This is a genomic window from Vibrio xiamenensis, assembly GCF_900100015.1.
Taxonomy (GTDB): domain Bacteria; phylum Pseudomonadota; class Gammaproteobacteria; order Enterobacterales; family Vibrionaceae; genus Vibrio; species Vibrio xiamenensis.
In genome coordinates, this window is the sequence record NZ_FNDD01000026.1 from 69,244 (window position 1) to 85,300 (window position 16,057).

General features: G+C 48.0%; 10 protein-coding genes. 2 read left to right on the forward strand and 8 right to left on the reverse strand.

From position 1 onward, the window contains the following. Positions 1-50: 50 nt before the first annotated feature. From BLS03_RS18390 to BLS03_RS18420, 7 genes are all read right to left on the reverse strand, one after another. Positions 51-1,055 carry a family 8 glycosyl hydrolase gene (locus BLS03_RS18390; RefSeq protein ID WP_218122020.1) on the reverse strand — a complete coding sequence of 335 codons (1,005 nt, stop codon included), beginning with the start codon at positions 1,053-1,055 and terminating at the stop codon, positions 51-53. A gap of 152 nt (positions 1,056-1,207) precedes the next feature. Beyond that, complete coding sequence (locus BLS03_RS18395) at positions 1,208-5,014, reverse strand: cellulose synthase subunit BcsC-related outer membrane protein (RefSeq protein WP_093277382.1); 3,807 nt, start codon at positions 5,012-5,014, stop codon at positions 1,208-1,210. Positions 5,015-5,033: 19 nt separating this feature from the next. Next, a complete protein-coding gene (gene bcsB / locus BLS03_RS18400; protein ID WP_093277385.1) occupies positions 5,034-7,250 on the reverse strand; it encodes a cellulose biosynthesis cyclic di-GMP-binding regulatory protein BcsB in 2,217 nt (738 codons plus the stop codon). Between the two features lie 2 nt (positions 7,251-7,252). Beyond that, on the reverse strand, positions 7,253-9,367 hold the full coding sequence (bcsA, locus tag BLS03_RS18405; RefSeq protein ID WP_093277389.1) for a UDP-forming cellulose synthase catalytic subunit: 2,115 nt from the start codon (positions 9,365-9,367) through the stop codon (positions 7,253-7,255). Between the two features lie 20 nt (positions 9,368-9,387). Beyond that, positions 9,388-10,194 carry a cellulose biosynthesis protein BcsQ gene (bcsQ, locus tag BLS03_RS18410; protein WP_093277452.1) on the reverse strand — a complete coding sequence of 269 codons (807 nt, stop codon included), beginning with the start codon at positions 10,192-10,194 and terminating at the stop codon, positions 9,388-9,390. Then, positions 10,194-10,616 (reverse strand): hypothetical protein, encoded by a 423-nt coding sequence (locus BLS03_RS18415; protein WP_093277501.1) that lies wholly within the window; start codon positions 10,614-10,616, stop codon positions 10,194-10,196. Before BLS03_RS18415 ends, bcsQ begins: the two co-directional genes overlap by 1 nt. 495 nt (positions 10,617-11,111) lie before the next feature. After that, positions 11,112-12,020 (reverse strand): LysR substrate-binding domain-containing protein, encoded by a 909-nt coding sequence (locus BLS03_RS18420; RefSeq protein ID WP_093277504.1) that lies wholly within the window; start codon positions 12,018-12,020, stop codon positions 11,112-11,114. 111 nt (positions 12,021-12,131) lie between these two features. Here BLS03_RS18420 and BLS03_RS18425 point away from each other — a divergent pair, with 111 nt between their 5' ends. Both BLS03_RS18425 and BLS03_RS18430 read left to right on the forward strand, forming a co-directional pair. After that, complete coding sequence (locus tag BLS03_RS18425; protein ID WP_093277506.1) at positions 12,132-14,123, forward strand: CocE/NonD family hydrolase; 1,992 nt, start codon at positions 12,132-12,134, stop codon at positions 14,121-14,123. 20 nt (positions 14,124-14,143) lie between these two features. Next, a complete protein-coding gene (locus tag BLS03_RS18430) occupies positions 14,144-15,673 on the forward strand; it encodes a BCCT family transporter (RefSeq protein ID WP_093277508.1) in 1,530 nt (509 codons plus the stop codon). A gap of 90 nt (positions 15,674-15,763) precedes the next feature. Here the strand turns inward: BLS03_RS18430 and tnpA are convergent. After that, positions 15,764-16,057: IS200/IS605 family transposase (tnpA, locus tag BLS03_RS18435; RefSeq protein WP_143015625.1), on the reverse strand; the 294-nt coding region annotated here is incomplete at its 5' end.

A 16,057-nucleotide genomic window follows, 5' to 3' on the forward strand; every position in this document is an offset into this window, starting at 1 on the left:
ACATAAATACAACGGTTAGGTGCGTGGACAAATTGATGTTGATGTTTAGCCTAAAAGCGCTGCGCTGCCAATGCGCTTAACAATTTTAAGCTGGCAGAATAGTAGTCATCTTGCGGCGTAATTTTACCTGATGACGCACCAAATTGCCCCATGGTTAAATCACGCACCGCAAGTAATCCACCACCCATTGGGTAGTTTGCAACACTGCCATCAAGCACATTTTCCCAAGCCGGTGTTTGTGTGCGAGGGTAACGCTCAAACCAGTTTTGCCAACGAGCTAACAGCGGGTTGTTAGGCTGATCCCATTTGATATACATAGGCACTCGAATCGCATCGTAACTGACGCGAGCGGGCCATTTATTTGCCGGTGCCGTTTTGCCAGATGAGAACAAAGTTACCCAGTCGGTTGGCACATCGCTTCTGCCCCAAGTAATTTGCCCCATAATTGTCTGGGCATCGTCAATGAGCTGCCAAACCTGAGCTAAATGAGTTCGCTCAGCAAACGCGCGCCAAGCCGGAAAGATAAAGTAAGATGGATTGAGAGTCAGCGCATGGCTGTCACGAAAACCCAGTCGTCCCGGTAGCATGATTTGATGCCCAGCGAAATTCACCACAGTGTACTTAAGTAGAGCGTGAATAATCTTATCGGACTCAGCTTGGTAACTCTTATCCTGCCAAAGCTCAGCAGCTTTCATCAGCGCCCAAGCGATCATCACATCGCCATCGGAGGCATTGTTTTTATCCGCAATTGGATTGGCTTCAACTGGGTTATAACGCCAGTAAAATAATCCGGTTTGACGATCGCGCAAGTATTTATTGGTCCACTGCCATATTCGATCAAACGACGCTTTATCCTTAGCCGCGACCGCAAACAGCATGGAAAAGCCCTGACCTTCGGTGTGACTGACGTTATGGTTACCCGTATCGATAATGCGTCCGTCACTGGCCATAAAACGCTGCTTAAACGTCGACCAATCTAATTCGGCACAGAAGCCAGAATGGGCAAATAGTGAACAACACATCGTCAATAGCAGAGTCAATCTCTTGAACATCATCAGTTATTATCCATTGGTCCCGTCCTGGTACTCGTGATTATCTAAATAGCGCACACATTATGTAGAAAAAGGATGGCCATAAACGACCACCCTTTTTATTGCACATCTTTCTTTTGCTTACGTACCTTCAAATGACGTAACCAAAGTGGCGATTAGAATTCGTTAAATGCGTGGCGCAGCGTTATCTGCGCTGATGCTTCATTATAATCACCAAATGTGTCATAGCCAACACGTGCTTCTAAAGAGATATCTTGCTGAATTTTATAACCTAAAGCAGCGTGAAAATTGTAGCCAATGCCACTGACACTTTCACCGCTGTAATAGGCTTCTTCTGCGTAGCCCGAGGTCACGTAGCTTTCCAGCGTCGATTGCAAGCTGGCATCATTGGGGAAATACGCCGCCTGATCTTGACTATAGGATTGATAACCCAGTGAGCCGCCAAGTTCTAAACTCAGCTTGTGGAACTCCTGCTGATAATCAACCGGGAAAGACATGCTAACGTAGTTTTGCGGACTGAAATAGCCGCCGTGCCCATAGCTGTAATAACCGAGGTTTTGCTCGAAGTCTTTGTAATTAAGGTTCAATCCAATTTGTAGCTGACGGTCACGAAGTTGGTATGGACGCAAATACACACCAGCACCCACATCAACGCCGGTATTTTCAGCAACGTTATGGCCAATATAGCGCCATAAACCAGCATTAGCGTAGTAACCCGCATCACCGTCATCGAAGTTAAACTGCAAATTAGCACCGTTACGCGTCACTTGTCCCCAATATTTACCAGAGAAAGTATCGTAAGCACCGACATAAGACAGCACGCTGTCTTTTACTGCGCGGCGTTCCCCCGACAGCGACAACTGAGCATAGTCACCAAGTGGCAACTTAAATGTCACACCACCAATTAATGTGCTGAGTTCTAACCCAAGTGGTGTGGTACCCATATCGACTTGGTAGTAATCGCCTTCCAACGCCATACCAAATTCAACCCCACTTTGGCTTTGAGCGCCTTGTGAGTCAACATCCGGTAATTCATCATCTGACAACGTCGACAACCCTTCCGCCTCCGCCACTGAACCTTGAATTAAAGCGCCAGTACCGAAACGGCGGTTGGCATCGCCAGAAGAAGTACCACCGTCAAGTGATACCGCATCAATATTGAGTTTAAAGCGCGAATCGCCAAACGGGATGGTCGACCACTGCAGCGGCGCTCGCGCTTCTGTCAATTTACTTAAGCCGCTTTCACCATCACGACCACGAATCTCTATCCCGCCTTGCAGCCAGCTCGAGGTTTGTTGATTGATTTGCACCATCAAACGATTCACATCAGCCAAAGTCTGTTGCTCTTCGCTTGGCTCAGGTAAGTCAAGGCGCTGAGTCACTGTATCGCCATGAACTTGCCACGGCATCGTGACGCCATACACTGAGCTAGTTTGCGCCTCGCTAACCGACGAACGTCCACTTTCAAATGGGTTATCGGCAATCACTAGGCCGCCAATCATTGGTGAAGTCGATGCATAGTTTTGCTCAAGACCAAGCAATTTGGCTCTCGCTTCACGCAGGGTCGCTAGGGCTTTGCCGTGCTCGCCTTGCGCTTCATAAATTCTCGCCATCAGCAACATACGCGGTGCCGATTGCTGATTTTTCAGCTGCTGCGCGAGCGCAGCGGCACGGGCTGGTTCGCCATCGGCCAACGCAATATTGATGGCCCCGATTAACGCGTCTTGCTCCGGCGTATCTTTTTGGTTATCAAGCAGATAATCATAAACGACTTGCGCTTTGCCATTCAGCTTACCTGATTGATACAAACGGCCCATCGCCAACATCAAGTCGGTGTTTTGCGGGTCAATTTGCAGCGCATGAGTGAGTAAGTCGTAAGCCGGCGCATAATTACCCTGGTTACGCAGACTGTCCGCTTCGTTAATCACATACACATTTCGTGCTCGTGCTAACTGCAGCGGCGTGCTAGCCGCAATAAGTTGCGGATCGTTAAGTAAACTTTCCGCGTCATCACGAAGCCCAGCTTTGTAAAGCACCGCCACTTGGTCGGCATAATCTCCAGCATTACCTTGAATGCCTTGCGCGATGCTTGCCTTAACCAGTGTCACCGCGCCGTTAGTATCGCCGCATTTGACCAACAACTGCGCCAATTTACCTGCCCATAATGGATGCGCACTCGCCTGCGGTTTAATGCGTTCAAGCACTTCTAACGCTTTAGCTTTATCGCCGCCAGTCAGATAAGAACTTGCCAGCTCCAGAGCCAAATAAAAGCGCGATTGTTGATATAATTCTTCAATTTTATCCGTGCGCTCAGCAACAGGAATACGGCCAATTAAGCTGTTAACCTCACGCCATTGCTCTCGCTCACCAGCAAACAGCGCCAACGCATACAGAGCTTCACCGCTAGCATCATCGCTGTTAAGCGGTGCGAGTACATCGTTCGCGGCCTGCTCATCGCCCTGCTTAAGGTGCAATTTCGCCAGTTCCAAACGCAACCATGGATTGTTAGGCAGACGCTGCAAACCGTTTTCCAAAATCACGATGGCGGTTTCGATGTTGCCCGCATCAATGGCTTGCTGCGCTAAATCACGCATGTTGCCGTAACGGTCTGCCGACTGAATCTTGCGCTGCAAATCTTTTGGCATGGTCGCAAGCAGTGTTGCCGCGTTATCTTTCTGATTCTGCTCGGTATAGACGTAGTAAAGTGCTTCTTTCGCTTCAAGGCTATTTGGCACTTGTTTGATCACGCGCTTCAGCAAATCTTCTGCTTGGACGTAATCTCCGTTATGTCTCAGCACATCCGCACGAAACAGTTTGGCGGTAACGCCAGCCTGACCAGAGCGCTCAGCCAATGGCGCGCTGAGCGCCAACGCCTGTTTCACATCGCCTTGCTTGTAAGCGCTTTTCGCGGTTTCAAGCTCAGCATAGAATTTTGCTTCATCTGCCTGATTGCGACGTTTCTTCGCTTGTGAACCACCTTGATCAGCCGCGCGATTCAAATACTTCGCCGCCGTGGTGTAATCACCTTGGTGTAATGCCACGTAACCCAAGCCCGCCAAGGCTTCTGAATCGTTTGGCGACTGGGCTAATACGGTTTGGAACTCACTTTTGGCTTTGCTCAAATTGCCGCTATTAAGCTGGTTATAACCGCTGCGGGTGATACCACCGCCCACAGTGCGTTTGTAGTGCAAAACCACTTCACTGTCACCCGGATGGCGATCGGCCCAATTTTCGTACAACGCTTTATCAGCGCTGTTTGGCTCAAGCCAAATCAGTGCTTGGCGCAAAGATTGGTCGGCTTTAGGGCTCACGGACGCATAGGACTTAAGAATTTGAATCCCTTTACGGCGAGTGTTTTCGCGATACGTCAGCACTTGACCATACGCAACGCCAATCGCGCTGTTGTTTGGATTCTGCTTCGCGAACTGCGCTAATTTTTCAACCGCAGTCGGGTACAGTGACTTATCACCCGACATAGTCAGGTAATATTCGGGAACCAACGGAATCGGTGGCTCTTGCCCCTGAAAAATTGAATTCCAGGTTTCGATAGACGCTTTGATTTCGCCAGCTTGTGACTGCTGACGCGCCAGCTCAATGGCCTCTTGCGGCAAAGCACTTAGGGTACTTGAGCTGGCGAGTTGCTGCAATTGCGGCGCATTTGGGTGCGCTTTTTGTAAGCGCGCTTGCCACTGCGCGGCGGTTTTATCATCACCTTGTTGCTGCGCCCACAACGCCATTAAATACAGCGCTTGGGGGTTATTCGCATCCACCATCAACACTTTTTTTAGCGACTCGTTAGCAAGCGGATCATTGGACTTTTCGTGCCAATATTCTGCTTGCTCGAGTAGCGTTTGCAGCGCCGGATCTTGGCTAGATTCTGCGCCTGCGTAAGGTACAAAGCCAAACTGCAAGGCTTCAAACAAACATAAGGTTGAAAATAGCTTTAATTTATTGTTTTTCATAGACTTAAATCATCTCAACTTATTGCTCTAAGCGCTTGCGAGAGCGACTAACCAAGCGGTAGTAAACCGCCCATCCCATCAACAATGACACTAAGGTCGTTAATAGTGCGAAAACCGCACTATGCTGGTTGGCATACCAAATCGCCATTTGATACCAAGGCAGTTGTCCGGTTGGAAACTGCGGTGCAACCTGAAAGCTTTTCACGCCATTACTGTCGGTGATTACCGCAGCATCACCGCGAATGCCCGCGTTGATTTCACTGGATTTCAAATCGTTGTCGAGCTTCAAAAGCTCCGCATCTGAGGTCGCGGTTACCATCACGACAGTGCGTTTACTGCTCCAAGGCGATTGAAAACTGACGAACGCGCGCCAAGTCTGGCTCGATGAAAAATAGCGGTCCGCTTCAACGGAATTCAGTTGCCAGTAGCCTTTGATCCAGTTTTTCACCGTTTGTAGCTTGTCCATGCCACGCACGTGCAGAGTATTATCTTGAATACTGAACGGCGAGCCGCGCAGTAGCGCACGGTTGGTGGTTTGATTGCTAAGAGCGCTCACTGCTAACACATCCACATTCTCCAGCGCCTGATAATTAGTCGGCATACCAAGAAATACGCGATTCCCCGCGATCATGGTGCCAGTGGCATTACCTGCGCGCCCGGCCAGAGTTAGTAACGTTTGTAACTCGGCACTGCTTGGATTATTTGGTAACAACAACGCCGTTTGTGAGAAATCAGCCAAGCGGGTGAATGGGAAAGACGCACCGACGAAAAACGACAAATTTGGCAGCAGCGAGAAGTGCTGAGTCTGGCTTAAGTCGATGGTCGACTTACTATCAATCTGGCTCTTAATGTTGTTGTGAACCAGAGTGCTACACGGAGCGTCGGCATTGGCTTTGACATTGAAATACAGTGACAACTGGTTATCGCCGTAAATCATGTAAGGTTGAATTGGAATCACGCTGTGCTCTTGGCGTGAATCACCGCCCAATTTGCGCCATAACCCTTCCAAGAAGCCGCGGCGATTAACGGACAAATCGGCCAGGAATTGATGATTAAACGTCACGTTGAGCGCAGAATTATCTTCGTCAATCCAATCTTCGGTTGGAAAACGGTAGCCCAAATCGAGCGGAATGGTGTCGCCGTCCCACAAGAACAGATCCGGCGCGGCGCGAAACGCAAAGTTGATCGGTTCATGCCAAATACCCGAGACTTTCATCTCTTGGCCAGGCTGAATCAAGTTTTTGAGTTTGACAGGCGCATCCGTCGCAATCCATTTTGGTGCGTCATAAGGCACACTTTTTGGGAGCGCTTGATGTTGAACCTTAATGGTGGCGGTTTGCGCGGCAAAATCGCCTTGAGTTAAACGGTAAACGGCTGAGCGCATCGCATCATCATCACGGCCTACCACCAACAGCAGTTTGTAAGCTGGGTTAAGCGGGTTACTCACCACACTCAAGCTCGCCATCTCGCTACTTGGCAGTGTTAACTTGCCTACTTGCTCACCTGGGCGACCAAACACGATACCGTTGCCGTTAGGTAAACGGCCTTTAAACGCTTGGAATGTCACTCCACGGTAGCTGGCTTGGCTACCAAACCATGACGCCAACATCGAAGCCGCACTGACGTTTTGTTCAGTAACTTGGCGGGAAAATACCATATTGATCGAACGGCCAAGCATCTCTTGAGCATCCCAAAATGGTTTCGGAAAATAGCTCAAATCATCCGAGATCGCGAGTTGTTGAAGTTGCAACTTAACTTTGGAGCTAGGCAATATATGTATCTGCTGAACTTGTTGACCATTTTGATAGCATAGTTCGCCATTCTCTTGGCTGTTAAGTTTAAAACTCAATACGTTACTTGAGGTCACAAGCATAGCTGGAATATTAAGCTGAAAGGCGGTCTTCTCTTGGCTCACCGAACTGAGCGGAATATTGCCAATCACCTGACCATTAACCATCAGTTGCAACGACATATTACTGCCAATCAGTGAAGAACTAGATTGGATATCAAGCAATAGCTGCGCTTTGGTTACCAATTGGTCTATTGGCAAACCAAAACCAATGCCTGCATCGTGCTGACCACCGCGAAAGACGATGCCATTACTTAGGCCCATCTTCGCCAGTGATAATTCGTTGTGAGTTTGACCACTAACGCTAAAACCATCAGCAGTTGCTGCATATACAGAACCACATACGCTTAGAAGTAGCGCCAAACCATAAGCAAATAATTTCTTCATTTTTATGCCGCTTCCTTAGTAGCCAATTCGGTATTGGTCGCCGCTGCCTGTGCTTTGCGTGCACGGCGACGATCTTTAATCACGTGACGAACAACATCACGAACACACGTAAAGATGGTGACTAAGGAACCAAGCGGTCGGTCTTGAGCCCGTGGTTCACGAACCCATGCATCGGCACGCGCCAATACAATACGCACCAACTCGCGGCGATGAGAAAGCGACATGTCCTGAAACATAAAGCGGCAGCGACCATCAGCAAGGCTGATTTGTTTGACTGGAATCGCAATCGCTCCCGAATTCAATTGCAGCTCAACCGCTTCAACCACGTCATTGTCTCTATGGTGCAGCGGCACCGCTATTTGCCCGCCACCCATTGACAGGTCAATGGTATGGGTGCGCGATAGCACACCACTGGCATAGTGGATGACAGCTGGAATTTTGACTTCCAAACGAATGGTTTTACGCACCTGTTTACGTTCACGTCCCACCGCAATCGCCGCGCAAAGGAAAAACAAACCGTAAACCGTCCAAGCCACATTGAGCGCCACGACCATAGGATCGGAAACCAAAGAAGTAGGACCAAAAATGCGAAACAGTCCCCACCCTACAGCGGCTATCATTACCACCGCCATAATCATCTGTGGCTTGACGATGTTGCGGTCAAAATAGCTTTTATCCAGCAGCGCGCCCTTATCGGTTACGTTGAATTTGCCGCGTTTTGGGAAAATCATCGTCACTATGGTTGGCAACACTAAGTGAAACGCCAACGACAAGTCATAGATGTCGCCCCAAAAGCTATAACGTGAACGGCCGTTTAAGCGTGACGAAACAAACATCGCCATCACAAAGTGCGGCAACGCGTAAGCCACGATAAGGCTGGCAGATGAGTGAATAATGTTGAGGTTAAACAGCAAGTACGCCAGCGGTGCCATCAAAAACGCAATTCTTGGCAGCGGGAACATGAAGTACAACATGGCACTTAAATAACATAAGCGCTGTGGTAATGTCAGACCACGACCAAGCAGCGGGTTGTCACGGCGGAAAATTTGCACCATGCCGCGCGCCCAGCGGTTACGCTGAATAACGTGTAATGCCAAACGCTCTGTCGCTAGGCCCGCAGACAAGCGAATTGGAAGATAAGCGGAGTTCCAACCTAATCGCTGCATTTTAAGCGCCGTATGCGCATCTTCGGTCACGGTTTCAACCGCAAAACCACCAATTTCATCCAACGCTTCACGGCGAATCACCGCGCAAGATCCGCAGAAGAAGGTGGCGTTCCACATGTCGTTACCTTTTTGGATCGGACCATAGAAAAGCTCGCCTTCATTCGGAATATCACGCTGACCATATAGGTTACGTTCAAACGGGTCTGGCGAATAAAAGTGGTGAGGCGTTTGCATCAATGCCAATTTGGAATCTTGCAAAAACGCACCGACCGTTGATTGCAAAAAGATCCGTGTTGCGACGTGGTCACAGTCAAAAATACAGATCAGTTCGCCTTTGGTCAGTTTAAGCGCGTGGTTCAGGTTACCGGCTTTGGCGTGGGCGTTGTCATCACGAGTGATGTAACCAACCCCAACTTGAGCGGCAAACACCGCAAACTCGCGACGCTTACCGTCATCGAGCAAATAGATGTTGAGTTTGTCTTTTGGGTATTCCATACACTGCGCGGCAAGCACAGTGTCACGAACTACATCGAGCTCTTCGTTATAAGTTGGAACGTAAACATCCACGGTTGGCCATAGAGAGGTGTCTTTTGGCAATGGCACGATTTTGCGCTCAAGCGGAAACGTGGTTTGCAGATATCCAAGTAGCAACATCACCCAGGCATACACTTCAGCGATAAACAGACCAATGCCCAAAATCGCTTCTATTTGCGAGTCAAAGTGCAGCGTATGAGTTGCACGAAAATAGAGGTAACGTGTCGATGTCAGAATCGAAAAAATGACCATCGCCAGCGAAAACTCTTTACGCTTACTGAAATTCATCGCAAACAAAATGGCGAGGCTGAGCAGCGCAAACACATATTGTTTATTGCTGTCCATCGGGGTTGCGACAATAAGCCACGCAACCGGAGCCAAAATAATGGCCAGTAAATATACGGAGAAATTTTTCATTGGTAGATTCGCAGCAAACGTTAAGCGTTATTCGGATAATCGGCATGTGCGTAGGTGCTGCCGTCACCGATTTGAATACCCAGCATGGCGCTGACTTTCTTACTGATCACTTCGATATCAAAGGCCGCAATCGACGCGTAATTGACGTCAAAAATCGACTTTTGTTCGGCGTTGGCTTCTGCCACGCTCTCATCGCGATGAACAATACCCAACAGCTCATCAGGGAAACGTTCACGTAAAAACGACTCGACGTCTTTACTCATCTTACGACGATAATCGGCTTGATTGAGCACGATATGACCTGATGCGTCTTGATTGCTGGCATGAAAACTGTCGAGCAAATCTTCCACTTGTGGCAATAACGACAAAGAGGCGGTATCGGCTAACAGCGGAATAAGCAGCAAATCAGTCAGCGGCAATAACGCGTTGCGTACAGCGCTGTGATTCGACGGCAGATCCGCAATCACAATAAGATCCGGCTGGTTAAGTAAACTGTGCAAACCACGTGCGACAAAAAGGTCGTCGCTCGCTAAACGCTGCTCATATTCTGCGAACTGTTTTTTACTCGCTTTGCCATGCGGCAAAACAAATACGTTGTCACGATTCGACACCACATATTCGCTCCAAACCGCAGATTGTGCGGCGTGCGGAACAAAGCCGGCATCATCAGATAATGGCACACCGAAATGCAAACGCAGCGCATTTTGCGAATCAAAATCAACGGCAATGGCTTTGAGGCCCATGCTCGCGAGGGAATAGCATAAGTTAGCGGTTAACGTCGTTTTACCGACACCGCCTTTCGGGGAATAGACTGAAATTAAAGGCATTATACAGTTCCGGTTAAGGCTTTCTCTGTCGTGGAAGAATCGATCACTCGCTCAGATGGCAAGCTATTGTCAGAAAATTCAGAGTGCACTTGGCGCGCCAAACGCTCTGCCGAACGTTTGGCAGACATTTTAGATACGGAATCAAAAATGACTACCGAAGGTCGAACGTCAACATTGTGGTGAGAAGTCAATTTTGACTCTGGCATACCGACATGCGCTCTTGGAACTGTAGAAAGTTCGTCAAAGTTCACCGTGGCAAGCGCTGCGTTCGGTCCTTGAGCAGTACTTGTCGCCAACTGTTTATAAATAGGGTGGTTGGTGCGCTTTGAACCACGGCCGCTTTTTGCGCTAAATTGCTTAAAAACAATGTCATGTTGCTGAGTTTTGAGCTTAAAGCGCTCTAAATCGTCATAAAAGTCCATGCAAAATCCGTTAAACATCTCTGGTGCAAATGCACCTTTAAAGTTAATTATTATTTGATGTGCATCTCACTTCATAAAACACAGCATTGCAAATACCATACTAAAGTCTACGTGCACTCTAAGAGGTAAGTAGTATGTCAAGACAAAGTAAAATTGGCAATATAATGACACTGGTGTTTTTATGTCATTCTGTATAAAAACCACCAAAAAAGCTTATTTATTAGTCAGTTATACGAATAAATTTATTAGTATTTTATAGAATACTAACTCTAAATAAATGAGAATAGAAATTAATCCATGCTATTTTTGAGGAAAATAAAGCCAAGTTGATGAAAAACTTGAACAAAAAGTTTAGGCTACCCGTCGGTAAATTCTCATAAATAAGACAATGCCAATGATCGTTTATGAGACAAACCTACAACTAAGGTCGAATTTACGAGTCACATTCCAGCCAAAGCCACATAACACACGGTTAATTTATAACCATTAGTAGACCTAGTTTTGCACACGCTCAGAGCCTATCACCCAGTCAATAAATTGACGCGCAGCAGGATGGCGACTTTGCTCGGAAAGAGATAAGAAAAATGCATTTTTGTCGAAATCGACCGGGGTTGTGATGGCGACAAGTTGACCGCTTTGAAGCAGATCTCTCACTTGCCAATCCCACGCCAGAGCGATCCCGGCATGATTTAACGCCGCCTGAATCACTGATACTTGGTCTTCCACTTGAATGACGTTTTGCGGCTCTTGAAATGGCACGTCATATAACTTTGCCCATGTCTCCCAACCTTCCCAAAACGCTAACGGCTCTTTAAGCTGCAAAATCGGCAATCGCCACAAGGCATTGATGTCCGTACACTGCGGATATTTATCCTTAAATGCTGGGCTGCACACGAGGATGATTCGCTCAGCAAACAATAAATGATTGTTTTTATTGATTGAATCAATTGAAGAATAGAAAAAGGCAATGTCGTAATCGCTGTTGTCACCAATATTACGTTCATTGTTAATGACAAAGTTCAGAGGCACATCTGGGTGGGTATTACGAAAATCATCCAGTCGCGGCAGTAGCCAAAAGTGTGAGAAACAACTGCCGATCTCGACATTCAGAGCAATCGCGTCAGCATCATCATCTAACTGAGCGCTAGACGAGGCCAGAATTTCTAACGCGCCGACAACTCCAGAAAGGTACTCTTCCCCTTTGGGCGTCAATTTAACGCCTTGCTTACTCCTGATAAAAAGCTGAGTGTTAAGAAATGCTTCGAGGTTTTTTATCTGTTTACTGGCTGCAGTAGGTGTAACACACAACTCGTTGGCCGCTTTGGTTAAATTGCCCAATCGCGCTGCAGTTTCAAAAGTCAACAAGCTACTTAAACTGGGAATATATTTGTGATTAATCGGCATTCCTTGCCTCTATCATGAACTTTTAGTTCAGAATACCTTAACAAAAAAGCGATTTACTCACAAACGCAGCCTTCTATCATGAACTTTCGATTCATTTTGATTGAGGCACACATGCACACAGTGAAAGAAATCCATCACGATTGGCTCACCCTTCCTGACGGCACTCGCCTTGCCTATCGCGCTTGGATGCCGGACAACGCAAATCAGCAGCCCGTTCCGGCAATTTTGGAGTTTTTGCCTTATCGAAAAAACGACGGCACCATCATTCGTGATGAAATCACCATGCCGCAAACCGCCGCCCACGGCTACGCATGCGTTCGCGTCGATCTGCGCGGCTGCGGCGAATCCGAAGGTTTCATGAGCGATGAATATTCCGCCCAAGAACTGCAAGACGCTTGTGATGTGATAGCTTGGATAGCGCAGCAAGATTGGTGCAGTGGCAAACTGGGCATGGTAGGCATTTCTTGGGGTGGTTTTAATTCACTGCAAGTTGCCGCACTGAATCCACCGGAACTCAAAGCGATCATCACCCAATGCTCAACCGACGACCGTTATCGCGATGACATCCATTTTACTGGCGGTTGCCTGCTCAACGATAACATGGACTGGGCAGCATTTTTCTGGGCCTACGCGCAAGGGCGTGCGCCGGATAAACGTTTATTAGGTGACGATTGGCAATCAATTTGGCTTGATCGTTTGGCAAAAATGCCATTTTTAGCCGAGCCGTGGTTAACACAGCAAACACGCAGCGAGTACTGGAAACACGGCTCAGTGTGCGAAGACTACTCCAATATCAAAATCCCGGTTTATGCGATGGGCGGCTGGGCTGATGGCTATCGCAACACCGTATTCACCCTACTCGAGAACCTTAATGTACCACGCAAAGGCTTGGTTGGCCCTTGGGCGCACAAGTACCCAAATATTGCCTTTCCGAATCCAAAAATGGACTACGTCAAAGAGTCAGTTCGCTGGTGGGATCGCTGGCTTAAAGACGAGCAAAACGGTATCGATCAAGAACCGATGCTCAACTACTTTTTGCAAGATGGCGTGGAACCTGCGGTCGACTACGAGGCGCGCAGCGGACAATGGGTCAGCGAACCAAATTGGCCAGCACCCAATACTCAAATCCAAACTTGGCATTTTAGCGAGCGCAATTTAACCCAGACGCCTCAAGTTTCACACTCCGTCAGTGTTCGCTCACCACAAAGTGTCGGCCTTGATGGCGGACGCTGGTGCGCGGGTATTCGCCTCGATATGGAACACCCCGCCGATCAGCGCATCGACGATTCCGGCTCAGTGGTATTTGACTCCCCACAACTTGATAAGCCACTGGCGATTGCAGGGCAAATGGTCGCCAAATTGCAGCTTTCAAGTGATATGCCGCAAGCCAACGTCACCGTGCGTATATGCGATGTTCACCCAGATGGTCAGGTCACCAAAATCAGTCATGGCATTTTGAACTTGTCACACCGTAACAGCCATGAATTTCCTGAATTGCTTGAACCCAATAAACGCTACGACGTCGAAGTGAAGATCAATCACATGGCTTACGTCGTGGCCAAAGGGCACAAACTGCGCGTATCCATTTCAACCGCTTACTGGCCTCTTATCTGGCCATCGGCTGACGATGCGACGCTGACTTTATACCCGCAAAACTGCCAACTTTCTCTGCCGTTAAACTCGACACCGACGCCGTCTTCGCTGGTACCTGAATATGAACAACCAGTGACATTCGATGGCCGCACTTTGCGCGCCGCAGACAGCAAGCGCGTCACTCACCGTGATTACAAAACCGGCATCATCACTTTGGAAACCTTTGAAGACTTTGGACGTCAATTTTTTAATTCCAGCCAAAGTGAAATCGACTTCACCATTCACCAACAATTTAGCATTCACCCTGATGATCCACTCAGCGCCAAAAACGACATTGCACTGAAAGTGGATATGGGGCGCGATGGTTGGTGGACAGGGCTTGAATGTCGTTACCAGATGCACTGTGATCACGACCATTTCTACATCACCGCGCGATGGAAAGCTTTTCACGACAATGAAGTCGTGTTTGAAAAGCCATTTAACTGCACCATCAAGCGCAATTTCATGTAACCCATTTCAAGGACGAATTCATGTTGAAATCGATACGCCCTTTGGTGTTCTATCCGACCTTTCTCATTTTGCTGGGCGCATTAGTGCTCAGCCTTGTGGACTTAAAGGCCTTTACCCAAGCCACCAGCGCCGCCAACAGTTTTGTGCTGAGTCACTTCTCATGGCTGTTTAGCCTTGGCAGTTTCTATCTGCTGGTGCTGATTGCATTTACTTACTTTTCAAAAATTGGTGATGTCAAAATCGGCGGTGAAAACAGTACTCCACGTATCACCAAACCACGCTGGTTTATGATTGTGCTGTGTACCACACTGGCGGTTGGCGTGCTGTTTTGGACCACTGCCGAGCCGATTTACCATCTGCATACCCCGCCGCAAAGCTTAGGGATTGAACCTGGTAGCGCCGATGCCATCTTGTTCGCGTTCTCCGCGATGTTCCTGCACTGGGGGCCAACGCCGTATGCTATCTATGCGGTACCTGCACTGATTTTTGCGCTGGCGTTTTATAACCTCAAACTGCCGTTTTCCATCACTAGCCCACTGCGCCCACTGTTTGGCCGCTATCTAAATGGTAAGCTCGCCGACATCATTGATGCGCTGGCGCTCTACTCTTTGGTGGTGGGTATGGCATCCTCGCTTGGCACTGGCGCTTTAACACTACTGGGTGGTGTCAGCCAGTTTATCGACATCGAAAAGAATGCGTTGACCTTGGGCATCTTCATCGCCTTGATTGTCGTGACCTTTGTCATCTCTGCGGCCAGTGGCTTAAACAAGGGCATCGCTCGATTATCAAAAATTAACTTTTGGATGTTGATTGCGCTGTTCGTGTTCGTTTTAGTCTGCGGCCCGACCATTTATATTCTGGCGATTGGTGTCGAAGGTCTTGGTGCGTACTTAGAGAATTTCTTCCGCTTAAGCCTGTTTACCGGTCAAGCAGCCAACGATCCATGGCCTCAATACTGGAGCGTGTTCTACTGGGCAGTGTGGTTTGCATGGGCACCAATCACGGCCATGTTCCTGGGTAAAATTGCTCGCGGTTACACCGTCAAAGAATTCATTCAAATTAATGTGATTTACCCAAGCTTGTTTATTTTGTTCTGGGTTGCGGTGTTCTCAGGTACTGCCATCTACATGGACATTCACTCCGATGGTGCGTTAAACGAAGTACTCAACAGCGGCGGAATCGAACAGCTTTTGTATCACATCATGGGCAATCTACCACTTGGCGGCGTGACGTCATTCTTCCTAGTGTTGGTGGCATTTATCTCCTATGTTACGGCGGCAGACTCCAGTACCGATGCCATTGGCGACTTGTGTACTAAAGATTTCAATTCCGAATCTGACGATGGCACCTCGCTACCTATTAAGATTTTGTGGGGTACGACAATTGGTTTGGTGGCCTGGATTATGGTCAGCACGGTCGGCATCGACGGGGTTAAGCAGTTGTCTAACCTTGGCGGATTACCGGCAACCTTAATTGTTCTCGCCTGTAGCGCTACCTTAATATATTGGCTGCGTAATCCAGAGCGTTTAACCAAGCCCGATAAGCAGTAATTCCAATTCAAATTGATAGATAGTAAAAATCCGCCTTCTTAGAAGGCGGCTTTGGTTTACAGCCCCCTAAAAGGGGGCATTCCTTCGCTGTTAGTTCATTTTCAACTCTAACTGTGCCTCATATTCTTGATCTTTCTTGTCTTGATGCCTGACATACCGCCTGATGATCTCTTCATTTACACCGACTGTGTCAACAAAGTACCCTCTCGCCCAAAAATGATTACCCCATAATTTCTTTCTAATATGCGGGAATTTATTAAACAATCGGATAGCTGAACGCCCTTTCAATATCCCCATTAAAGTCGATATCGATACTTTCGGTGGGACTATCACAACCAAGTGAACGTGATCTGGCTGAATATTTAATTCCAAGACTTCACAATC